This window comes from Lysobacter korlensis (assembly GCF_042434515.1).
In genome coordinates, this window is record NZ_JBHLTG010000005.1 from 1 (window position 1) to 21,745 (window position 21,745).

General features: G+C 69.0%; 23 protein-coding genes and 3 tRNA genes. 11 read left to right on the forward strand and 15 right to left on the reverse strand.

All coding sequences use genetic code 11. From position 1 onward, the window contains the following. The 4 genes from ACFFGH_RS19270 to ACFFGH_RS19285 form a co-directional block, all read right to left on the reverse strand. Positions 1-898: DUF222 domain-containing protein (locus tag ACFFGH_RS19270; RefSeq protein ID WP_386671315.1), on the reverse strand; the 898-nt coding region annotated here is incomplete at its 3' end. A 218-nt stretch (positions 899-1,116) separates the two neighbouring features. After that, positions 1,117-1,190: transfer RNA gene (locus ACFFGH_RS19275), tRNA-Met, on the reverse strand. A gap of 18 nt (positions 1,191-1,208) precedes the next feature. Further along, positions 1,209-1,280: transfer RNA gene (locus ACFFGH_RS19280), tRNA-Thr, on the reverse strand. A 60-nt stretch (positions 1,281-1,340) separates the two neighbouring features. Beyond that, complete coding sequence (locus tag ACFFGH_RS19285) at positions 1,341-1,769, reverse strand: VOC family protein (protein WP_386671316.1); 429 nt, start codon at positions 1,767-1,769, stop codon at positions 1,341-1,343. 131 nt (positions 1,770-1,900) lie between these two features. Here ACFFGH_RS19285 and ACFFGH_RS19290 point away from each other — a divergent pair, with 131 nt between their 5' ends. Continuing rightward, positions 1,901-3,661: a glycoside hydrolase family 13 protein gene (locus ACFFGH_RS19290; RefSeq protein ID WP_386671318.1), complete on the forward strand. Its 1,761-nt coding sequence runs from the start codon at positions 1,901-1,903 to the stop codon at positions 3,659-3,661. A 15-nt stretch (positions 3,662-3,676) separates the two neighbouring features. Here the strand turns inward: ACFFGH_RS19290 and ACFFGH_RS19295 are convergent, their stop codons facing one another. Continuing rightward, positions 3,677-4,120, reverse strand: a complete 444-nt coding sequence (locus tag ACFFGH_RS19295; protein ID WP_386671320.1) for a MarR family winged helix-turn-helix transcriptional regulator — start codon at positions 4,118-4,120, stop codon at positions 3,677-3,679. Between the two features lie 98 nt (positions 4,121-4,218). Here ACFFGH_RS19295 and ACFFGH_RS19300 point away from each other — a divergent pair, with 98 nt between their 5' ends. After that, complete coding sequence (locus ACFFGH_RS19300; RefSeq protein WP_386671321.1) at positions 4,219-4,827, forward strand: NADPH-dependent F420 reductase; 609 nt, start codon at positions 4,219-4,221, stop codon at positions 4,825-4,827. Between the two features lie 38 nt (positions 4,828-4,865). Here the strand turns inward: ACFFGH_RS19300 and ACFFGH_RS19305 are convergent, their stop codons facing one another. After that, positions 4,866-5,768, reverse strand: coding sequence for a M23 family metallopeptidase (locus ACFFGH_RS19305; RefSeq protein ID WP_386671323.1), 903 nt, complete (start codon positions 5,766-5,768; stop codon positions 4,866-4,868). Positions 5,769-5,960: 192 nt separating this feature from the next. Continuing rightward, the gene (locus ACFFGH_RS19310) at positions 5,961-6,758 is read right to left on the reverse strand and encodes an inositol monophosphatase family protein (RefSeq protein WP_386671324.1); all 798 of its coding nucleotides are present in this window, start codon (positions 6,756-6,758) and stop codon (positions 5,961-5,963) included. Positions 6,759-6,873: 115 nt separating this feature from the next. Between ACFFGH_RS19310 and ACFFGH_RS19315 the strand changes: the two genes are divergently transcribed. Continuing rightward, on the forward strand, positions 6,874-7,233 hold the full coding sequence (locus ACFFGH_RS19315) for a DUF1622 domain-containing protein (protein WP_386671326.1): 360 nt from the start codon (positions 6,874-6,876) through the stop codon (positions 7,231-7,233). An 89-nt stretch (positions 7,234-7,322) separates the two neighbouring features. On the opposite strand, the gene ACFFGH_RS19320 is transcribed toward ACFFGH_RS19315, so the two are convergent. Beyond that, positions 7,323-7,925: a DUF6766 family protein gene (locus tag ACFFGH_RS19320; protein WP_386671328.1), complete on the reverse strand. Its 603-nt coding sequence runs from the start codon at positions 7,923-7,925 to the stop codon at positions 7,323-7,325. A gap of 264 nt (positions 7,926-8,189) precedes the next feature. Between ACFFGH_RS19320 and ACFFGH_RS19325 the strand changes: the two genes are divergently transcribed. Continuing rightward, on the forward strand, positions 8,190-8,330 hold the full coding sequence (locus tag ACFFGH_RS19325) for a hypothetical protein (RefSeq protein WP_386671330.1): 141 nt from the start codon (positions 8,190-8,192) through the stop codon (positions 8,328-8,330). 51 nt (positions 8,331-8,381) lie between these two features. Further along, on the forward strand, positions 8,382-8,813 hold the full coding sequence (locus tag ACFFGH_RS19330; RefSeq protein ID WP_386671332.1) for a hypothetical protein: 432 nt from the start codon (positions 8,382-8,384) through the stop codon (positions 8,811-8,813). A gap of 110 nt (positions 8,814-8,923) precedes the next feature. On the opposite strand, the gene ACFFGH_RS19335 is transcribed toward ACFFGH_RS19330, so the two are convergent. Beyond that, positions 8,924-9,008: transfer RNA gene (locus ACFFGH_RS19335), tRNA-Tyr, on the reverse strand. Positions 9,009-9,180: 172 nt separating this feature from the next. On the opposite strand from ACFFGH_RS19335, the gene ACFFGH_RS19340 reads away from it, so the two are divergent. The 4 genes from ACFFGH_RS19340 (at position 9,181) to cls (ending at position 13,556) form a co-directional block, all read left to right on the forward strand. Next, positions 9,181-10,194 carry a LacI family DNA-binding transcriptional regulator gene (locus ACFFGH_RS19340; RefSeq protein ID WP_386671334.1) on the forward strand — a complete coding sequence of 338 codons (1,014 nt, stop codon included), beginning with the start codon at positions 9,181-9,183 and terminating at the stop codon, positions 10,192-10,194. Positions 10,195-10,229: 35 nt separating this feature from the next. After that, positions 10,230-11,504, forward strand: a complete 1,275-nt coding sequence (locus ACFFGH_RS19345; RefSeq protein ID WP_386671336.1) for a cation:proton antiporter — start codon at positions 10,230-10,232, stop codon at positions 11,502-11,504. A gap of 31 nt (positions 11,505-11,535) precedes the next feature. After that, entirely contained in the window at positions 11,536-12,024 is a 489-nt protein-coding gene (locus ACFFGH_RS19350; RefSeq protein WP_386671338.1) for a YajQ family cyclic di-GMP-binding protein, read from the forward strand. 68 nt (positions 12,025-12,092) lie between these two features. After that, positions 12,093-13,556: a cardiolipin synthase gene (cls, locus tag ACFFGH_RS19355; protein WP_386671340.1), complete on the forward strand. Its 1,464-nt coding sequence runs from the start codon at positions 12,093-12,095 to the stop codon at positions 13,554-13,556. 83 nt (positions 13,557-13,639) lie between these two features. Here cls and ACFFGH_RS19360 read toward each other — a convergent pair whose 3' ends face one another. The 3 genes from ACFFGH_RS19360 to ACFFGH_RS19370 all read right to left on the reverse strand — a co-directional run bounded on the left by ACFFGH_RS19360 (position 13,640) and on the right by ACFFGH_RS19370 (position 16,981). Then, the gene (locus ACFFGH_RS19360; protein WP_386671342.1) at positions 13,640-15,043 is read right to left on the reverse strand and encodes an FAD-dependent oxidoreductase; all 1,404 of its coding nucleotides are present in this window, start codon (positions 15,041-15,043) and stop codon (positions 13,640-13,642) included. A gap of 73 nt (positions 15,044-15,116) precedes the next feature. Then, the gene (locus ACFFGH_RS19365) at positions 15,117-16,190 is read right to left on the reverse strand and encodes a polyprenyl synthetase family protein (protein ID WP_386671344.1); all 1,074 of its coding nucleotides are present in this window, start codon (positions 16,188-16,190) and stop codon (positions 15,117-15,119) included. A gap of 26 nt (positions 16,191-16,216) precedes the next feature. Next, the gene (locus ACFFGH_RS19370) at positions 16,217-16,981 is read right to left on the reverse strand and encodes a demethylmenaquinone methyltransferase (protein WP_386671346.1); all 765 of its coding nucleotides are present in this window, start codon (positions 16,979-16,981) and stop codon (positions 16,217-16,219) included. A gap of 62 nt (positions 16,982-17,043) precedes the next feature. Between ACFFGH_RS19370 and ACFFGH_RS19375 the strand changes: the two genes are divergently transcribed. Continuing rightward, positions 17,044-18,270: an isochorismate synthase gene (locus ACFFGH_RS19375; RefSeq protein ID WP_386671348.1), complete on the forward strand. Its 1,227-nt coding sequence runs from the start codon at positions 17,044-17,046 to the stop codon at positions 18,268-18,270. A gap of 114 nt (positions 18,271-18,384) precedes the next feature. On the opposite strand, the gene menD is transcribed toward ACFFGH_RS19375, so the two are convergent. Continuing rightward, entirely contained in the window at positions 18,385-20,049 is a 1,665-nt protein-coding gene (gene menD / locus ACFFGH_RS19380; protein WP_386671350.1) for a 2-succinyl-5-enolpyruvyl-6-hydroxy-3-cyclohexene-1-carboxylic-acid synthase, read from the reverse strand. Continuing rightward, positions 20,027-20,356: a PLDc N-terminal domain-containing protein gene (locus ACFFGH_RS19385; protein WP_386671352.1), complete on the reverse strand. Its 330-nt coding sequence runs from the start codon at positions 20,354-20,356 to the stop codon at positions 20,027-20,029. The genes menD and ACFFGH_RS19385 overlap by 23 nt, the downstream gene beginning before the upstream one ends. Positions 20,357-20,474: 118 nt before the next feature. On the opposite strand from ACFFGH_RS19385, the gene ACFFGH_RS19390 reads away from it, so the two are divergent. Continuing rightward, on the forward strand, positions 20,475-20,825 hold the full coding sequence (locus ACFFGH_RS19390; protein ID WP_386671354.1) for a DUF4229 domain-containing protein: 351 nt from the start codon (positions 20,475-20,477) through the stop codon (positions 20,823-20,825). Here ACFFGH_RS19390 and ACFFGH_RS19395 read toward each other — a convergent pair. Then, entirely contained in the window at positions 20,760-21,731 is a 972-nt protein-coding gene (locus ACFFGH_RS19395) for a 1,4-dihydroxy-2-naphthoate polyprenyltransferase (protein WP_386671356.1), read from the reverse strand. The genes ACFFGH_RS19390 and ACFFGH_RS19395 overlap by 66 nt on opposite strands. Positions 21,732-21,745 lie beyond the last annotated feature (14 nt).

Below are 21,745 nucleotides of genomic sequence, written 5' to 3' on the forward strand. Positions count from 1 at the left end.
CCAAATCGATCGGCCCGTACCCGTCCAGGATCGCCAGCTCCTCGGAGTGGCCGAGCAGACTCAACGCCGGGACCACCACCTGCACGGTCGGGGTGATCCTCCAGGCGCCCGCTTCGCCGCCGAGGACGAACTCGGCGAACACGTCGGCGCGGACCTGCAGCACCGTGCGGGTCTCGTGCGGGTCACCGGTGATCCCGCGGGCGTACTCCTCGATCCGGTCGGCCGCAGCGACCGCGGTCGCCGCCGGCAGCAGCGCGCTCAGAATCGCCATCCCATCCGCGGCGGGATCCACCCACACATCCCGGGTGTCCACCGCCTGCCGGTGCCGTTCGATCGCGGCCTCCGGGTGCAGCCGCTGCTGAATGCCGCGCAGCCTGCCCTTCAACCGGGCGGTGCTCAACCTCCGCGCCGCGACCAACGCCTGCTCCTCGAACACACGCCGGTCGTCGGCGGGCACCAGGCAGGCGTGCTCCCAGATCAGCCGCGCGTGGTACTCGGAGATGTCCCCCACGGTCAGCGCATCCATCGTCGCGGTCAGCTCGGTGCACAGCGCTTTCGCGAACTCCAGCTGGGTCCCCGCCACCCGCTCGGAGATCCGCAGCGCCGCGGCGGCCTCAGCCCGCACCGAACGGCGTTCCAGGTCCGACGATTCCCCGAACCCCACCCGCGCCCGCACACCCACCGCATTCTCTAGCGCGGCGGCTGAGCCGGCGTGCACCGCCTCAGCCTCGACCCGCAGGTCATTCAGGCCACGCAACCTGGCAGCGTCTGCCCGGGCCGACGCCCGGTCCAGCTCCCGCAGACGCTCCACCACTCCAGCGCGACGCTCCAACGCCACCGCCCCAGGCGACAGCACGTCCATCCCCGGGCCCGGGCCAACGGTCGCGGTTTCTTCCATACCGTCATTCGAACAGCCGCCCCCGACACCAAGACCCCGAAACCGCCGGTCAGAGACGGTTATCCACATCCCACCACCGGAACTCCCAGCGAACCCACAATGTCAGGGAGAGGTACCTTCACGTCCGCGCCACGCACCGCCATCAGTGGGGCGGTCCGGACGGGCCCGCATTGCCGACGCAATGCGAAAAGGCCCCGGCAAGCGGGACCTTTCCTCTGTAGCGGGAGCGGGACTTGAACCCGCGACACCACGATTATGAGCCGTGTGCTCTGACCACCTGAGCTATCCCGCCGCGATCTTACGAAGACCGAGCCCCGAGTCAGGATTGAACTGACGACCCCTTCCTTACCATGGAAGTGCTCTACCACTGAGCTATCGGGGCATGCGCCCGCGCCGGGGCACCGTAAGAGATTAGCACCTGCCAACGGTGCTGTTCGCGCAGTCACTGCACGCAGAACTCGTTGCCTTCCGGGTCGGCCAGCACCCAGTGGTATTCCGGATACGGACCCCAGGACGAGTCGAACGCGTTCACCACGGTGGCGCCGAGCGCCACGATGCGCTCCTTCTCGGCGTCCACCTCCTCCGGCGTCGCCCGGCGGCCGGGAGTCGCGAACAGGTCGATGTGGACGCGGTTCTTCACGACTTTCGACTCCGGCACCTGCTGGAAGAACAGCCGCAAGCCCTCACCGGATGGATCCTGCGCAACACTGCGCTTGGCGAGGTCCTCCTCCGTCAGTCCGTGGGCGAGGAGATCCCGCTTCATGTCCGGCGGGTACTCGGCGCGGGGATAGCCGAGCACGTCGCTCCAGAAGTCGCTGAGCAGACGGGGGTCGTGGCAGTCGAAAACGAGGTTGGCGATCTTGCCGGGCATGGTCATTTCCTTCCGACGAGTTCAGGCTAGGTTCCCGCATCGGTGCGCACCAGGGCCGATATGGTGAACGCCGACTGCAAACGCTTGCAGTTCGGACCGAATACACGAACTCCGTCCTTAGGGTGTCAGGCATGACGATCGAGAGCCCCCATACGACGCCCCAGAACGCGGGCACCGAGCCCGGCAAGGAATGGTGGCGCAGCGCGGTCATCTACCAGATCTACCCGCGATCGTTCGCGGATGCGACCGGCGACGGAATCGGGGACCTGGCCGGCATCACCCAGCACCTCCCGCAGATCGCGGAGCTCGACGTCGACGCCATCTGGCTGTCGCCGTTCTACCGCTCACCGCAGAAGGACGCCGGCTACGACGTCGCAGACTATTGCGAGGTCGACCCGCTGTTCGGCACGCTCGGCGACTTCGACCGGCTGCTGACCACCGCGCATGATCTCGGCATGCGGGTGATCGTCGACATCGTCCCGAACCACTCGTCCGACGCGAACGTGTGGTTCCAGGAGGCGCTGGCGGCGGGACCCGGATCCGAGGAGCGTGCCCGCTACATGTTCCGCGACGGCGAGGGACCGGACGGCTCGAAGCCGCCGAACAACTGGCAGTCGGTCTTCGGGGGACCCGCATGGACGCGGATCACCGAGGCGGACGGCTCGCCCGGTCAGTGGTACCTGCACCTGTTCGACGCATCGCAGCCGGACTTCGATTGGAACAAGGAGTGGGTGCGCGCCCAGTTCCGCGACATCCTGCGATTCTGGCTCGACCGGGGCGTCGACGGCTTCCGGGTGGACGTCGCGCACGGGCTCGTCAAGGAAGACGGCCTGCCGCACTACACCCCGCCTGAGAACGCGGGCAGCATGGGTGGCGGAATCGCACCCACCACGGAGGACGCCCCGGGCGGCGAAGAGGGCGTCACGCTCGAGCCCGGCATCAGCGACCTGGCCGGCGAGGCGACCCCGCCGTACTGGGCACAGGAGGGCGTGCACGACATCTGGCGTGAGTGGCGTGCAGTGGTCGACGAGTATCCGGGCGAACGCATTCTCACCGCGGAGGCGTGGGTGGAGCCGCTGAGCAAATTGGCGCTGTGGGTGCGCCCGGATGAGATGCACCAGTCGTTCAACTTCCCCTACCTCGAGGCGCCGTGGTCGGCCAGGGCGGTGCGGCGGATCATCGACGACTCACTGAACGCGTTCTCGAACGTGGGCGCGCCGGCGACGTGGGTGCTGAGCAACCACGACGTGGTGCGGCACGCCAGCCGGCTCGGGGTGACCGCGGAGAACCCGCAGGGCAGCGGGCTCGGCCCCGACTCGATGGGCCTGCCGGACACCGCAACGGGACTCCGACGCGCCCGGGCTGCCACGGCGCTCATGCTCGCCCTCCCCGGCGGCGCCTACCTCTATCAGGGTGAGGAGCTGGGACTGCCTGAGGTGATCCATCTTCCTGACCATGCGCGTCAGGACCCCACCTGGTTCCGCACGAACGGTGAGAAGTACGGCCGCGACGGCTGTCGGGTGCCGCTGCCGTGGGAGTCGGACAAGCCGGCGTTCGGCTTCAGCGAGACCGGGGAGAGCTGGCTGCCGCAGCCGGCGGAATGGCGTGAGTACGCGCGGGACGTGCAGGCCGGAGACCCGGAGAGCACGCTCGAGTTCTATCGGCGCGCGCTCGGGGTGCGCCGCCGGCTCGACCTCGGCCATGGCACGCTGGACTGGCTGAGCGGGTACCCGGAGAACACCGTCGCCTTCCGCAACGGTGCCCTGACCGCGATCTGCAACTTCGGAACCGTGCCCGTGGAGCTGCCCCCGGCCGCTGAACGCCTCCTCGCGAGCCAGCCGTTCGAAGGCGCCGCCCTGCCCCCGGAGACCACCGTGTGGCTGCGCGGCTGAGTTCTTCCGAGCGGGTCAAGCTTCCCCGGGCGCCCCGACTCGGCTGAGTGCATCCCGCACGGTCGCAACCTCGCGCGGATCGAGTCGGTCGATGAACAGTTCACGCACGAGGGCGATGTGACCGGGCATGACCTTCCGGATCAGATCCGCGCCCTGCGGCGTGGCTCGCACGACGACGGCACGATCGTCGACCTCGCTCGACTCCCGGGCGATCAGGCCCCGGCGCTCGAGTTGACCCGCCTGGTACGTCAGGCCGCTCTTGGTGACGACCAGCACCCGCGCCAGATCACTCATCCGCAGGCCGCTCGTCGAATCGACGAGCCGAGCGAGAATCGAGAACTGGACTTCGGTGAGGTCGTGACTCTTCAGCTGTCTCGCCACCGCCTGCTGCAGCCGATCGCCCGCCGACCTCAGCGCGAAGTAGGCGGCGAGTTCGCCCTCGTTCAGCCGCTCGACCACGAATCCGCTCCTCGGCTTGTTCAAATTTGAACTACGTGTTACCGTCGTCTCAGTTCAGATTTGAACTATTCAGATGATCGTCTCACATTGGAGCACGCATGCATATCGCCATTCTCGGAACCGGCCACGTGGCCACCACCTTGGGCACCGCCCTCCTCCATGCCGGGCACCACGTCACCTTCGGCTCCCGCACGCCCGACTCGGTCAGCGGGATGCCGGCGCCGGTGCTCGACCACGCCGGCGCGATCGACGGCAGCGAGGTCGTGATCAGCGCCCTCGCGGCTGCCCACTCCGTGGCGACGCTAACGCCCCTCCAAGGCTCCCTGAGCGGCCGCATTCTCATCGACGTGGGCAACGCGGTCGACGAGGAGCTCAACCTGATCTACTCGGACTCGAGCCTTGGCGAGCGCTTGCAGGCGGCATTGCCAGGCACCAAGGTGGTGAAGACGCTCAACACCGTGGGAGCGGTGATCGGCGTCGAGCCGGACAAGCTCTCCGCGCCGACGAATGTGTTCCTCTCGGGAGACGATCCTGACGCCAAGGCGGTCGTATCGGAGATGCTCGACAGCCTCGGCTGGCCGCCGCCCAGTCAGATCGATCTCGGCGGGATCGGCACCGCCCGAGCGGCCGAGCACTACTTCCTGCTCTTCGCCGCAGTCCTCGGCGCCCTCCGGACTCCAGCCTTCAACCTCGCCATCGTCCGCTGAGCCGCTCCCAGCGCCCCGGTCCCCGCACCAGCCAGGCGTCAGCTGGCGTTCTGCTGCAGCCAGGGCAGCGGGTTCACGTGCACCCCGTCGATGAGCAGCTCGAAGTGCAGGTGCGGGCCGGTTGACTGGCCGGTCGATCCGACGTGACCGACGAGGTCACCGGCCTTGACCTCCTGCCCGGGCACCAGCGGGCTCGATCCGTACTGCATGTGTCCGTAGACACTCTCGACGAGCTTGCCGTCGATGATGTGCGTCAGGATGACGTGGTTGCCGAGACCGCCGTACTCCGAGTGGATGGAGACGACGCCGTTCGCGATCGCATAGATCGGCTGCCCCATGCCGGGCGTGAAGTCGACACCGTCGTGATCGCTCGAGCAGCCCGCGCACGGCGGCACCCGGTAGCCGTAGCCGTCGCTGATCGGCGCCGTATACGGGAACGGCCAGCGGATCTCGCCCGACCAGTTGGTGGCGTAGGTGAAGGTGCCGACGCCGTAGCGCTCCTGCAGCATCGCCTTGTAGCTGGTGACCGAGTATCCGTCGCGCGCGGCGGCCGAGATGGCCTCCGTGTCGGCGAGCACCTCCATGCTCTGCAGGCTGCCCACTTTGGCCGGGGCGATGGCGGTGGGCTCCGTTGCGGTGTCCATTGGACGGACGAAGGCGTTGGCCGGCACGGTGAGCCCGACCGCGAGCGCACCCGCGAAGACGAAGGCCCCGACCGACAGCAGGTTCTGCGCGATCCGGCGGCGAAGCGACGGCTTGCTCTTGGTGACCTCGGCGATCGGCCGGTGGGCCACCCGCTTCGGAGTCGGCTTCGCACGACGAGCCGGCTGCAGCTCCGATCCCGGGTGTGCGGCGTGCCCGCGGAGGCGGACGTCGGCCGAGCGGTGGCGCTCGCGCAGCTCGCGGCGGGTGAGCGGCTGCTCGACGTGGCTGGATCGCACGAGTGCACCGGACGAACCGGCTTCGGCTGGATCATGCAACTGCAGAAGAACACCCCCGAAGATGAGGCCGGGAACAGATCCCGCGCCATCGCTCTACAACCCCACCCCGTACCCCGAAAGCGTTGCCCCCGGAAGGTAACGGATTGGTAAATGTTAGCCCGGAGATTCCCAGCGCTTTGCCACGAACGGCCGTTAACCGCGATATTCCGCGAGAATTTTCTCCAACTGCTCGGCGAGTCGCGGCTCCGCGGCGAGCAGGAACTCCCTGCTCGGCTCACCGCCGTCCCAGCCGGTCACCCTGGCTCCCGCTTCGCGGGCGATGAGCACCCCAGCCGCCTGATCCCATGGGTGCAAACCGGATTCCGCGTAGGCGTTCAGCCGGCCGGCGGCCACATAGCAGAGGTCCAGCGCCGCGACCCCGATGCGGCGGATGTCGCGCACCGACGCGATGTAGCGAGCGAGTGCTGACGCCTGCGCCGTGCGGCGCTCCGGGGTGTACGAGAACCCGGTGGCCAGCAGCGCCTGATCGGGCGCCACGGATGGCGCCACCGAGATCCGCTCTCCACCCAGGTGGGCGCCGTCACCCTCGGCCGCCGTGAACACCTCGCCGCCCACAGGGTTGACGACGCAGCCGGCGAGCGCCCGCCAGGTCAGCGGGTCGGGCTCGCCCTCCACCACGGCGATGCTCACGGCGTAGAAGGGCAGCCCGTAGGCGTAGTTGACGGTGCCGTCGATCGGATCGACCACCCACGTCAGCCCGCTCGTCCCCCGCTCGGCGCCGCTCTCCTCCCCCAGGAAACCGTCGTTCGGGCGCGCATCGGCGAGCCGGCCCCGGATCAGCTCCTCCGTCTGCCGGTCGGCGAAGGTCACGATGTCGGTGACGGTCGACTTCGTGTCGGCGACCTCGACGCCCTCGCCGCGGAGCCGCCGGGCGAGCTCACCCGCCTCCACGGCGACGTTGCGGGCAAGGTCGAGGAGTTCGCCGTTCACGTGGTCAACTCAATCACGCCGCTCGCCGCCACGGCTCCGCACGCCGCAGTCATTCAGCGCACGCTCACGTGCTGTCGGCACCCTCGGGGCAGGACGCAGGCACTGGGAGGCGCTCATGGATTTCCACTCGGCCATCGAAACCGTCGGCGAGGCGGTCGACGTCGCCGGAGTCGCGGTGATGGTCGTCGGCGCGCTCATCGCCTCCGTTCTGGCCCTTGGTCGGCTCGCGAAGCGGGAAGAGCTCGTCTACCGCCGGTATCGGCAGTCGCTCGGCCGGGCGATCCTCCTCGGGCTGGAGCTGCTCGTCGCCGCCGACATCATCCGCACCGTCGCCGTCGCGCCCACCCTGGAAAGCGTCGCGGTTCTGGCTGCGATCGTGCTCATCCGGACCTTTCTGAGCTTCTCGCTGGAACTGGAGATCACCGGGCGCTGGCCGTGGCAGAAGAACGATGATCGCCCGCGCGAAGCCGAGTGAGCGCCGCGCGACGGTCATTCAGACTCGGCCGCCGTCTCCGCGTGCGGGCTGCCGACCGGTTTCGACTGGGGCGACCCCCGCTGGCGAAGCTAGATGGTGAACGCCGCCATGCTTCCCACAGCGAGGAACTCGGACTGCCAGTTCTGCAGCGTGCGGTTCCAGAAGTCGGAGGACGCGATGTACCCCGCCCAGTCGACAACCGGCTGCTGATGCTGCAGCTGCTCCTCGTTGTAGACCACCATTCCCGAGAGCGACTGCGCCAACCACGAGAAGACGAAGATGGCGCCCATCACGATCAGCAGAGAGTTGGAGTAGAGCACCTGACGCCAGCCGCCGGCCTTCGCCCATGACGGCGAGTCCGCTGTGGCGTATTCGCCGACCAGCTGCTCCTTGGCGGTGCCGATGCCGTCGTCACCCGGCTGTTTCGACTCGGTCGAGCCTTTCTGCACCAGCCAGATGGTGACCAAGATGAACAGAAAGAACTGCAAATACTCGGACTGCCAGTTCTCGGCGACGTCGACGATGAACTGCGACGAGGTGATGAACTCGGGATACGTGACGGGCGAGGAGCCATGCTCCGCTTGCTCCTCGTTGTACATCGCCAGGCCGGTGAGCGATTGGCCGAACAGGCTCACGAGGAAGATCACGCCGAAGAACAGGCTCGGCGCGTGATCGCCGACATTGCGGAACATCGCCTACCTCCCCACCAACGGCAGGACGATCATGTAGGCCAGGCCCACGATCACGAAGCCCAGCCAAACGGTGAACACGGTTTTCATGGAGCGCATGATAGGGCTGCTCCCGGGTGTGGTACGGGTTGCCTTCAGACACTATTCAGCTTCGAACGCGAGCCGGTCGACCGACGTGTCCCCCGAAACACGCCGACTAGGCCCGCCTCAGATTTTCGTGCAAGCTTGACCCTGATGTATGGAAACGATTCCACAGACAAGTCCGGCATGACCCCGTTCGGCGCCGTGTGGGTCGTCGTGGCGCTGATGATCATGCTCGTCGCGGGGACCGCGCTCGTGGCGAGCACGAAGGCGATGTCCCGCATCGAGCCCGCGCCGTCAAGCTCGGCGGAGTCGAACGCGCCGTGAGCCGTGTGGAGAATCCCCACACGCCCGCCCGACGTGCGCCATGATCGCTGCATGACCGAAGCCCGTTGGGACGATGACGCCGAATTCGCGGGGATCGCCGACGCGTCGATGTTCGTCGCTCCGCTTGAGCAGTTGCGCCAGCTCGCCTCATCACCGAACTGGATCGCCGAAGAACCGGGCACCCACCTCGGCCCCGGGCTGCGCAGCGCGGCCGAGGCTGCGGGACTCTCCTGGCTCTCAGACGGCGTCACCGAGGAGGGCGTCTACGAGGTTGCCCTCGCCATCGATCGTGCGGCGAACCGCAAACAGACCCGTGAAGCGGCGTGGCGGGTGATCGGCGCCGCGGCCGAGGTCAACTCCCACATCGCCGAACACGGCTCCGAGGACACGACGGTGTTCGATGTCGTGACCGGGATGACGCCGGGCAGCACCCACTTCGCCACCCACGGCCACACACTCCGGGTCGTCGTCAGCAAGCGGTAGGCGGGACTGGCCCACGAGGCTCTCGGACCTCGCCACCGGTGAGGTCTTCTTTCCAATCCTCACGTGGAACAAGACGACGAGCGCCGCCCCGGAGGGCGACGCTCGTCGCATGGTGGCGAGTGAGGGATTCGAACCCCCGAAGGCTACGCCGGCTGATTTACAGTCAGATCCCTTTGGCCGCTTGGGTAACTCGCCTGGTGCGCACCCGACCCGTGTAGTCACCGACCGGAGGCGCGGATCAAGAATACGCGATCCGCGAGGTGCGTTTGACCGCGCCGGAACGTCCCTCCGCAACGCAGGAATAACAACCCTGTAACAGGCATCAGCCCCCTGGCTAGGATCAGTTGAGCCAAGGGAGGTGGAGCACGTGCCGGGGATCGACGAGGTCGCGCGCGTCGCCGGGGTCTCCACGGCGACCGTCTCGCGAGCCCTGAGCGGAGCCGGACATGTCTCGCCCACGACCCGCGAGCGCGTCCGCCGCGCCGCGCGGGACCTCGGCTACGTCGTCTCCTCGAGCGCATCCGGGCTTGCCACCGGACGGACTCGCAACGTCGGCGTCGTCATCCCGTTCCTGAATCGCTGGTTCTTCAGTTCCGTGCTGGAGGGAGCCGAGAGCACCCTGCTCACGCACGGCTACGACTTGACGCTGTACAACCTGCAGGGCGGCGGGGCCGAGCGCCAGACGGTGTTCGAGCACTTCCTGCTTCGCAAACGGGTGGATGCCGTCATCGCCGTGAGCCTGGAGCTCACCTCGAGCGAGGTTTCGCGGCTCCTTGCCATGAAGAAGCCGATCGTCGGTGTCGGCGGGCCGCTCCCCGGGGTCCGCACCCTGAGCGTCGACGACGTCGCCGTCTCACGGTTGGCGACCGAGCATCTCATCTCGCTCGGCCATCGACGGATCGCCCATATCGGCGGCGACGACGACCACAACCACGACTTCCACGTGCCGACCAACCGCCGGGTCGGGTACGAGGCCGCGCTGAGCTCCGCCGGCCTCACCCCTGACCCGAAGCTCCATGTGGCCGGCGACTTCACGATGCCCGGCGGATACGCCTCAGCGAAGCAACTGCTCGCCGACGCGGACAACCGACCGACCGCCATCTTCGCCACCTCAGACGAAATGGCGTTCGGCGCCATCCTCGCCGCCCGGGACCTCGGCCTGCGCGTGCCGCGGGACCTCTCCGTGATCGGGGTCGACGATCACGAGCTGAGCGAGTTCTTCGGCCTGACCACCGTCGCGCAGTACCCCGATCTGCAGGGCAGGCTGGCGGCGGAGATCCTCATCGAGGAGCTGAACCCGACTCCCGCGCCCCTGCCGGACATCAACACCCCGCTGCAGTTCGACCTCGTCGTGCGCTCGAGCACTGCGCCGCCCGCATGAACCCCCGGATCGGGACGCGCGACTGAGGGTCGGAAATGGACCTCTTCCTCGTCATCTTCGCGGCAACCCTCGTGGTGGGTGTGCTGATCTCGGCGCTGGCGCATAAAACGGTGCTCTCCACCGCAGTGCTCTTCCTGCTCGTCGGCTTCACGCTCGGCCCGAACGTCACCGGGGTTCTCCAGTTCGATGCGACGTCACCGGCCATCAGCACGATCTCGGAGCTCGCGCTGTTCGTCGTCCTGTTCACCGACGGGATGCGCACCGGATGGCAGGACCTGCGGAAGGCGTGGCGGCTTCCCGGCCGCGCGCTCGGCTGGGGTCTGCCGCTGACGCTCGTCTTCACGGCGGTGCTCGCTCACTTCATCGTCGGCCTGGACTGGACCTCAGCGCTGCTCGTCGGCGCCATCCTCGCGCCGACCGACCCCGTGTTCGCCGCAGCGATCGTCGGCAACAAGCGGGTGCCGAACCGGCTGCGCTACCTGCTCAACGTGGAGTCCGGTGTGAACGACGGCCTGGCGCTGCCCTTCGTGATCATCTTCCTGGAGCTGAGCACCGGCACCGAGGACCTCCACTTCGCCGAACTGGGCATCGAGATCCTGTTCGGCGCGGCGATCGGCGTCGCAGTGCCGCTTCTGGTCGTGTGGGCGCTCCGCAGCAGACTGTTCGCAGCCACCGGCGTCTACGAACCGATCGGCGCGATCGCGATCGGGCTGCTGGTCTTCGCGCTCGCCAGCGCAACGCACGCCAACCTCTTCCTCGCCGCCTTCGCAGCCGGAATCACCCTCGCCACCGTCGGCGAGCAGGAGCGGGACCGGTTCCACGAGTTCGGCGAGATCCTCGCCGAACTGCTGAAGCTGCTCGCACTCACCGTATTCGGGGCGCTGCTGTCGCCCCAGTTCCTCGCCGAGATCCCCTGGACCGGCTACGTCTTCGCCGTCCTCGCGCTCCTGCTCCCACGACCGGCCGCGCTGTACCTGTCGTTCCTCGGCAGCAAGCTGTCCATGCGTGAGCAGGTCGCCGCCATGTGGTTCGGCCCGAAGGGCTTCGCGTCCGTCGTGTATGTGCTGCTCGTCGTGACGAGCGAGGCACCGCAGGCGGACTTCATCTTCCACCTCGTCGCCCTCACCGTCGCACTGTCGATCCTCGCGCACTCCTCAACCGACGTCGTCGTGGCGAAGTGGTTCGACGAGCCGAAGGAGGTGCCGGCCTGGGAAGGACCGGAGCCGGTGCCGCCCGGACACGACCTCGGTGGCTCGGATGCGGGCCGGTCGCTGCCGCCCGACCCTGAGCGCGGCGAAGCCGGCGGGTGACCCGCACGCCGCCGGTCGTAGCATGGGAGTCATGGCAGATTCCTCGTTCGACATCGTCAGCAAGGTCGACAAGATGGAGGCCGACAACGCCGTGAATCAGGCGCAGAAGGAGATCGCCCAGCGATACGACTTCAAGAACGTCGGTGCAGCCGTCGAGTGGAGCGGCGAGAAGCTGCTCATGAAGGCATCCAGTGAGGAGCGAGTGAAGGCGGTGCTCGACGTGCTGGAGCAGAAGCTCATCAAGCGCGGCATCAGCCTGCGGTCGCTCGACGCCGGGAAGCCCTACCCGTCCGGCAAGGAATTCCGCATCGAGGCATCGATGAAGAACGGCATCTCGTCGGAGGACGCGAAGAAGATCTCGAAGATCATCCGCGACGAGGGGCCGAAGAGCGTGAAGAGCCAGATCCAGGGCGACGAGCTGCGCGTGCAGTCGAAGAGCCGCGACGACCTGCAGTCCGTCATCGCGCTGCTGAAGGGCAAGGACCTCGACGTCGCACTGCAGTTCGTGAACTTCCGCTGATCCGGCGAGAACCGACGCGCCCCATACTGGGGAAAGGCCCGCTTCGGCGCGCTCAGTAGACTGCGCCAATGGACTGGGCCCTCGTGACGACGATCGTCGTCGGCCTTCTCCTGGTGGTGGACGTCGCGATCCGCGTCATCGCGATCATCACCGTGCCGATCAACCGTCGCCCGCAGACCGCGACGGCCTGGCTGCTGGCGATCTTCTTCATCCCCTATCTCGGCTTCCTGCTCTTCCTGCTGTTCGGCAGCACCAAGCTGCCGAGGAAGCGACGCGAGCGGCAGTCGGCGATCAACACCTACATCCTCGAGACGACGGCCGGCACGGAGCGGGTCCGGCGGGATGACGCGGGGCCGGACTGGTTGCCGCCGATCGTGGAGCTGAACCGCACCCTGGGCGCAATGCCACTCGTCGGCGGCAACACCGCGACGCTCTCCACCAGCTACGACGAGACGATCCTGGAACTCGCTCGCGCCGTGGACGCCGCAGAGCGCTATGTGCACGCCGAGTTCTACATCCTGAGCCTCGACCGCACGAGCGCCCCGTTCTTCGACTCGCTCGAGCGCGCCCATCGTCGCGGGGTCACCGTGCGGGTGCTGCTCGACCACATCGCCTCGCGGCAGTACCCGGGCTACCGGCGCACGATCAAGCGGCTCAAGCGGATGGGGGTGCAGTGGCGCCTGATGCTGCCGGTGCAGCCGTTGCGCGGCAAGTGGCAGCGGCCGGATCTGCGGAACCACCGCAAGCTCCTCGTCCTCGACGGGCAGGTGGCGTACACCGGCTCGCAGAACATGATCGACTCCAGCTACGACCGGCTCCGGAACCGCCGCCGGTCGCTGCGCTGGCAGGACCTCATGGTCCGCTTCGAGGGCCCCATCGTGGCCGGCATCAACGCGCTCTTCGTCACCGACTGGTACAGCGAGACGGATGAACTGCTGCTGCGGGAGACGGACCCCGGCTGGGTGCACGAGGGACCGGACACCCTCGACTGCCAGGTGGTGCCGAGCGGGCCGGGGTTCGAGGGCGAGAACAACCTCCGCATGTTCAACGCGCTGCTCTACAGCGCGCAGCAGCGGATCGTCATCTCGAGTCCGTACTTCGTGCCGGACGAGTCGATGCTCTACGCGATCACGACCGCCGCCCAGCGCGGCATCGACGTGCAGCTGTTCGTCAGCGAGATCGGTGATCAGCTGATCGTGTACCACGCTCAGCGCAGCTACTACGAGGCGCTGCTGCGCGCGGGCGTGCGCATCTGGCTGTATGCGGCACCGGTGGTGCTGCACGCGAAGCACGTGACCATCGACGACGAGGTCGCGGTGATCGGATCGAGCAACATGGACATGCGCTCGTTCAGCCTGAACCTCGAGATCTCGGTGATGGTGCGCGGGACCTCGTTCGTGCAGGAGCTCCGCAGGGTAGAGGACGGCTACCGCAACGCCAGCCGGGAGCTGACCCTGGACGAGTGGCTGGGTCGGCCCTTCCGAGTTGCGGTGCTGGACAATGTGGCCCGGCTGACGGCGGCGCTGCAGTAGGGATCGGTCCCTGAGTCTGTCGATGGGACCGTGTGCAGTACCGCGCATGGTCGCTTCGACAAGCTCAGCGACCGAGGTTCTCGCTACTGAACCGCGGTGGCTCCGGTGGCCGAGACGCGGTTCGAGATGGCGACCATGTCATCGCGCGGCACGACCTTGATGCGGGTGCGCCCGACGGCCGCGCCCAATCCCAGCTCGTGCTCGTCGAGCGCCCGCCAGCCGTCGAGGTTCGTGTATTCGACACCGCGACTGCGGAGCAGTTCGGGGATGGTCGCCTCGTCCGGTTCGGACGGGGTCCACCAGTTGCCCTGGTCCTGCACCAGGTGGCGGATGGTCTCCATCGCGTCCGACTTGGTGTGGCCGATCAGCCCCACCGGGCCGCGCTTGATCCACCCGGTCGCGTAGACGCCCGGGAGCACCTTGTGGCCGGGCTGCGTCGGGTCGAGCACCTGACCTTCGTGATTCGGGATGACACCGTGCACCTCGTCGAACGGGATTCCGTCGAGGGCCGAGCCGAAGTAGCCGACCGCGCGGTACACGGCCTGCACCGGCACCTCACGGAACTCACCGGTCCCGCGCACGCCGCCCGCTCCATCCGGCTCCGTGCGCTCGTACCGGAAGCCCGCCACCCGCGCCGCCTGCCCTGAGCCCGTGGAAGGGAGCACCTCAACAGGGTTGGCGTAGAAGTGGAGATGCAGCCGCCGCGACGCGGTGCCGACCGGGCGATCGCGCCACTTGGCGAAGATCTTGTCGATCACCATGATCTGCTTGTTCGACGCGATCGCGTTCCGCGCCCCCTCGTCGTACTGGAAGTCCTCGTCGTAGACGATCATGTCCACGTCGTTCAGCTCGCCGAGCTCCCGCAGCTCCAGCGGCGTGAACTTCACCTGCATCGGGCCCCGCCGGCCGAAGACGTGCACGTCCGTCACCGGCGACGCCTTCAGGCCCGCGTACACGTTGTCCGGGATCTCGGTGGGGAGCAGGTCGTCGGCGTGCTTCGAGAGGATGCGGGCGACGTCGAGGGCGACATTGCCGTTCCCGATGACGGCGACCTCCTTCGCCTCCAGCGGCCACTCCCGCGGGTAGTCCGGGTGACCGTCGTACCAGCTCACGAAGTCGGCCGCGCCGTAGCTGCCGGGCAGGTCGATGCCCGGGATGTCCAGACTCGCATCCCTCACCGCTCCGGTCGCGAAGATGACCGCGTGATAGTGACGCTTGAGGTCCTCGAGGGTGATGTCACGGCCGTACAGCACGTTGCCGAAGATGCGGATGTCGCCCGTGTCGAGCACCTCACGGAGCGCGTTCACGATGCCCTTGATGCGCGGATGGTCCGGGGCGACGCCGTAGCGCACCAGCCCGTACGGCGCCGGCAGCTGCTCGAAGAGGTCGATGGAGACGTCGAAGCCATGCTCCTGCTTCAGCAGGATGTCCGCGGCATAGATGCCCGCCGGACCCGCTCCGACGATGGCCAGCCTCAGCTTCGGCATTCTGCGTTGTTCCTCCGTGTTGATGTGGCGCGCTCGGACCCCCGGCCGCCTGCTCGGCGCGGGACCGGCACCGTCAGTTGCTGCGTTCGACAACGGTCTCCGCGAACTTGGCGAGCGCCTTCTTGACCGGCCCGTCGGGGAGCGGCTCAAGCGCCGCGACCGCATCGGCGGCCCAGCGGCGGGCCTCCGCCAGGGTAGCGTCCGTGACTGGATGTTCCCGAAGCTCCGCGACGGCGCCGTCGAAGTCGGCGTCGACCTCGATCCCGTCGGCGGTCGCCTGAATGGCGCGGTCGATCCGGTCGAGCAGTGCCGCCGCCGCCGGGTCGCCCGGTGCCCTGTCGCGCAGATACAGCAGCGGCAGCGTCGCCACCCCGGCGCGAAGGTCGGTGCCGGCCGCCTTCCCGGTCTGCTCCACCTCGCCGGACAGGTCGATGATGTCGTCGATCAGCTGGAACGCGACGCCGATCTTCTCGCCGAACACGGAGAGCGGCTCGCGGTACTCCACTGGGGCGTCCGAGAAGATGACGCCCACCTCCGCCGCGGACGCGATGAGGGAGCCGGTCTTGTCGGCGAGCACCTGGAGATAGTGGTCGATCGGGTCTTCCCCTGGGGCGGGTCCGATGGTCTCGTGCAGCTGCCCGAGGACAAGGCGCTCGAACGTGCGCGCCTGCACGCGCAGAGCCCGCTCTCCGAGGGAGGAGACCAGCACACTCGCGCGAGCGAAGAGCAGGTCGCCGGTGAGGATTGCGACGGAGTTGCCCCAGACGCTCTGCGCCGACGGCACGCCCCTCCGCAGCGTCGCCTCGTCCATGACGTCGTCGTGGTAGAGCGACGCCAGGTGGGTGATCTCGACGACCTGCGCCGCGGTGAGGACGGCGTCGTTGTTGCCCTCTCCGAGCTGCGCGGTGAGCAGGGTCAGCACCGGACGGATGCGCTTGCCGCCGGCTTCCAGCAGGTAGCGGCTGGTCACGTCGGCGAGGTCGTCGTTGAATCGGGTGGCCTCAAGCAGTCCCGCCTCAACCCGTTCCAGTCCGCGCTCGATCTCGTCGGCGAAGCGCCGCTCCTCGCTGGAGGCGAAGAGCTTCTCGCCGAGCCCGAGCGACCTGGCGAGCGCGTTGCGCCGCGCACGCGAAGGGGTGGGGGTCACGAAAGGGTCCGTATCTGTCGGCTGGGTCAGCTCGCGGCGCGGGTCGGGCGTCGGCGAGATGCGCGGCGGCGGGCGACGGAGGCGCGGATGACCGGGTCTTCCGGCTTGTGGCCACGGTGGAGTGCGACCACTCCCCCGGTGAGATTCCGCCAGGCGACGCGGGTGAAGCCGGCGGCGCGGATCCATTGGCTGAGGGTGGCCTGGTCCGGCCACGCCTCGATGGACTCGTTGAGGTACTTGTACGCCTCGGGGTTCGAGCTCACCCGGCCGACCACGACGGGCATGACGTAGCGCAGGTAGGTGCGGTAGGCGCCCCGGAAGATCCCGTTCGGAGGCGTGGAGAACTCGCAGACGACCAGCCGCCCGCCCGGCTTCATCACCCGGTACATCTCGCTCAGCGCCGCGCGTGGGTCGCTGATGTTCCGCAGGCCGAAACTGATCGTCACGGCGTCGAACTCGTCGTCGCCGAACGGCAGCCGTTCCGCGTCCGCCACGTGGAACTCGATCTTCTTGTGACGCTTCCGGCCGACCGCGACCATGCCCTCGGAGAAGTCGACGGCGACCACCGTCGCGCCGCTCTTGCCGAGTGAGGCGGAGCTGGTGCCGGTGCCTGCGGCGACGTCGAGGATCCGCTCCCCGGCCTTCGGCGCAACCGCGCGAGTGGTGGCGGCGCGCCAGAGCGGGGCGTTGCCGACAGAGAGCAGGGTGTTCGTCCGGTCGTACGCCGGCGCGACGTCGTCGAACATGCCTGCGACCTCGTCGGGTCGCTTGCTCAGGTCCGCGCGCTTCACAACGAGCCAGTCTAGTGATCCGGACGGCGCGGCTAGTCTGGAGGGGTGACGAGGCCAGCGGCGTGAGCGACGCCGTGCTGCCGGCGCTGACCGTGTCGAGCGAGCCGATCGATGATCCCGGGCCGCTGCTGCATCTCACGGAGCCGGGCTCCCCGCTCTCGTTCGTCCGCCGCGGCGCTGGGCTCATCGGCATCGGCGAGGCACTCCGGCTGGAGTTCCGGGGGCCGACACGGCTTCGCGACGCCGCCGCCGCGTGGCGGGACCTGACGGAACGCGCCAGCACCCGCGACGAGGTCGGCGAGCGCGGCAGCGGTCTGGTCGCCTTCGGCGCCTTCTGCTTCGCCGACGCCTCTCCCGCAGCCAGCGTGCTGATCGTCCCCTCCATGCTCGTGGGCCGGCGGCGCGGACGCAGCTGGGTGACCCGGGTGGACACCGATGCGCCGCTGCCGAGACCGTCGCCATGGGGGTCGCCGCTGTTCTGCGAGTTCTCTCCGCGAGGCCTCGATGGGCGCGGGTACGAGGCCGCGGTCCGCCGCGCCCTCGATGCGATCACGGACGGCACGGTGGCGAAGGTGGTGCTGGCCCGGGAGCTGGCCGGCCGGCTGCCCGCGGCTCCGGATCTCCGCCGTGTGCTCGACTGGTTGGCGCTCGCCTACCCGGACACCTGGACCTATGCGGTCGACGGAGCGCTCGGGTCCAGCCCGGAGACCCTCGTCGCCGTCTCCGAGGGTGTCGCCCGTGCCCGGGTGCTCGCCGGCAGCATCCGCCGCGGCGAGGACGAGTTGTCCGACGCGGAGCTGGCGGCCGCCCTCTCCACCTCGGTCAAGGATCTCGACGAGCACGGCTACGCGGTGCGGAGCCTTCTGGCGGCGCTTCGTCCGTTCAGCCCGTCGGCGACGGCGAGCGAGGCGCCGTTCGCCCTCAAGCTGCCGAATCTCTGGCACTTGGCGAGTGATATCGCGGGACCCGTCGCGCCTGGGGTCAGCTCCCTCGACCTGCTGGCGGCGCTGCATCCCACCGCCGCGGTCGCCGGCACGCCCCGCGCGGCGGCGCTGCAGCTGATCGCCGAGCTCGAGCCGGATGACCGCGGCCGGTACGCCGGACCGGTCGGCTGGGTCGACGCATCCGGCGACGGCGAGTGGGCGATCGCACTGCGGGGGGCGCAGGTGCATCCCGACGGCACGGTGGTCGCCCACGCCGGCGCCGGGATCGTCGCGGAGTCGGTTCCGGAGCGGGAGCTGGCGGAGACGACGCTGAAGTTCCAGCCGGTGCTCGAAGCCTTCTCATGACGTGGAGCCCTGCCGGGACGAAGAAGAACCGCCGCGGTTCGGCCCATTCTCCGTGCGCTCCGGCACCTGCATCGAGTTCCTCCTCCGTTTCCGGATCGGGAGCCTCGGTGCGCGTCAGCGCGGGAGGGGCACCTCGATGATCGTGTGCGCGCCGCCACCGGTGAGCGCCTGCTCCAGCTCGCTCCGGGTGGCGACGCGTCGGTAGTCCCACCCGTAGGCGGCGGCGAGCGGCTCGAGCGCGACCTGCTGCGGGGTGAGCAGCACCCGGTCGAAGGCCTCCGGATCGGCGGATGCCGCCACCTCGAGGCCGTCGAAGATGGTGCCGCCGCGGTCATTGCCGACGATGAGCTGCATGGGGGGCTGCACCTCGCCCGGGGCGCTGAGGAGCCCGCCGACGTCGTGCAGGAACGCGAGGTCCCCGAGCAGCACGCGGGTGACACCCCGCCCGGCGGGCGTGCGGGCGGCTGCGAGGGCGACGCCGGTCGCGGTGGAGATCGTGCCGTCGATCCCGGCAAGGCCACGGTTGGCGTGCACGCGGATCCTCTTGCCCGGCACCACCCGGTCCGCCTCGCGGATGAGCCGGGATGCGGCGAGCACCAGCCGGTCGTGCGGCCAGGTCGCGGCCCACACGGCCTCGACGAGCATCCGCCGGTCGATCGGGGCCTTCGCGTCGGCCAGGATCGCCTTCGCGTACGCCGACTGGGCGGCCGGAGTCGCCGCCCGGGAGGTCTCGAGGCCGGGCGCCGTGGATGGCCGCTCCAGCAGCGCCCTCGACGCCGTGACCCACGACCCCACCCACGGCCGCCAGTCCGCCGATCCGGTCGCCGTCACGGCGTCGACGAAGGCGGACATCCGGTGGCCAGGGTTGTAGAGCTCGGCACCCGGTCCCCGTACGACGATCGCTTCGACATCGCCCCGCTGGAGCAGGGCGGGCACCTCGCGGCTGAGCGTCGGATGCCCGAACACGACCGCCCGGCGGACTCGTCCGCCGAAGCGGTCGTCGTTCAGCAGCTCCCGATACGCACCGACGAGATGCGGGCCGAACCGCGCCCCGCTCGACACCTCGGCGAGCAGCGGCGTCCCGAGCTCCCTGGCCGCGTCCTCCGCGGCGGCGCCGGCACCGGCCCCGGCGATCACGACGGTCGCGTCATCCACGGGAAGCTCCACGGGTGCGCGCAGCGGGGTCCCCGCCGGCGGGGCGCTCCACGCGCCGGCGTTCGCGGTCAGCTCGACGGCGGCGGACAGCGGCTCACGGAACGCCAGGTTCAGGTGCACCGGGCCGGCTGCTGCGGCGGCGTTCCGCGCGAGGGAGCGGGCGAGCTCCTCCTCCTCCGGGTCGCCGGTGGGCGCCGGTACGTCCGTGGTCTGGAGGACGGGGCCGAAGATCCCGGCCTGCTGGGTGGTCTGGTTGCTGCCGATTCCGCGCAGCTCTGCCGGCCGGTCCGCGGTCAGCACCACGACGGGCACCCCCGAATGGTGCGCCTCGAGCACGGCCGGGTGCAGGTTCGCCACGGCGGTGCCCGAGGTGGTGATCATCAGCACCGGCGATCCCGACTCCACGGCGAGACCGAGCGCGGTGAATCCCGCCACGCGCTCGTCGATACGCACGTGGAGGGTGAGAATGTCGCGGGCCGCCAACGCTGCGGCCGCCAGCGCGAGCGCCTGCGAGCGGGATCCCGGGCTCAGCACCGCATCGCGCACGCCCACCCGGGCGAACTCGGCGAGCAACGCCACCGCGAAGTCGGTGGCCGGCGAATCAGTCCTTCGCCGGTGGGTCATCGTCGAGTTCGGCGAGCTCCTGCTCCAGCCGGCGGATCCGCTCGTCGCTCTCGCGGTTGATCCGGTCCAGGAAGTTGGGGTCGTCATCCGGAGCGATGGTCCGGGCGGCCGGCCGTGGCCGGTTCCGGCCCCGTCCGAGCGTGAACCACAGCACTGCACCCAGCAGGGGCAGCAGCAGGATGATGAAGGCCCAGGCGATCTTGTTCACTCCGCGCACCCGCGAGCCGTCGATGAGGATCATGTCGACGAGCGCGAAGATCATCGCTGCGAGGGTGGCGACCGCCAACACCACAAGGAAGCGTGGCATGCCTGCAGTCTATGGCAAGCGGCCGGAGAACGGATGGGCGACGGCTGGGGGAACACCGGAGCCGCCCTGACCGCCGGCGGTGGCGAACCGTGAAAAGGGCGCTCCGTACACTGGAAGCGTGTTCTCCCCTTGGGTCCGCTACACCGCCCTGCGTCTGGGGATGTTCCTCGGGCTGTTCCTCCTCTTCTTCGTGCTCGGGATCGTGTGGTGGCTCGCTGCGATCCTTGCGGCGGTGATCAGCCTCTGCCTGTCGTACATCTTCCTGGCGGACCTGCGGAATGCGGTTGCCGCCGACATCGCGGCCCGCCGCGCCGCACCGCGCGCCCGCGGCACCGACGAGAGCGCGGAGGACTCGGCCTTCGACGGTCCGAACGGCGCTGCAGAGCGCCGAGAGAACGGCGACCTAGAAGGCCAGCGCGGCGGCGAGTCCGAGGCCGAACAGGAGCGCCGTGAGCGTGGTCAGCCGTAGCGCCAGGATCAGCTCCCCCGGCGTCTTCGCGGTCAGTGTGATGAGAATGGCCGGAAGCGCCGCGAGCAGCGCGAAGAACACCAGGTACGCCAGGCTGTAGAACACCGCGAAGAACACCAGGATCGCGAACGGCAGCATGACCAGCACCGCGAACAGCACCCGCGACGCCCGGTCGCCGATCCGCACGCTCAGGGTCCGCTTGCCCGCCGCCGCGTCCTGCTCCCGATCGCGGATGTTGTTGACGAGCAGCACCGCCGCCGCAAGCAGCCCGGCCGCGACGCCGGCGAGCCAGCCCTCGATGGAAACGGTGTCCACCTGCACGAACATCGTCCCGGCCGTCGCGACGACGCCGAAGAACACGAACGCGACCACCTCGCCGAGCCCCGCATAGCCGTAGGGCTTCTTCCCCCCGGTGTAGAACCAGGCGGCGAGGATCGCCGCGGCACCCACGGCGAGCAGCCACCAGTGCCCGCTCAGCACGATCACCGCGAGCCCGGCGACCGCCGCGAGCCCGAAGAACACCAGCGCGACGGTGAGCACGGTGCGTGGCGTCGCTGCCCCCGATCCGGTCAGGCGTGCGGGTCCGACCCGGTGCGCATCGGTGCCGCGGACTCCGTCGGAGTAGTCGTTGGCGTAGTTCACCGCGATCTGCAGCAGCAGCGCGACCGCGAGGCAGAGGAGCGCCAGCAGCAGGTTGTAGCCCTTGGCGACGAACGCGGCGCCGGTGCCGAGTGCGACGGGAGCGATCGCGAGCGGAAGGGTGCGCAGGCGCGCGCCGGCGATCCAGTCTCCCGGGGTCGCCGTGCGAGGCGGATTGGGCCGGCCGGCCTGCCGCTTGGCGGGTGCGTCTGGGTGGGGACTCCGCGCCGGCGCGGTTGGGGTCTTGGATTTGCTGCGCTGTGCCACGACCGGAATTCTAT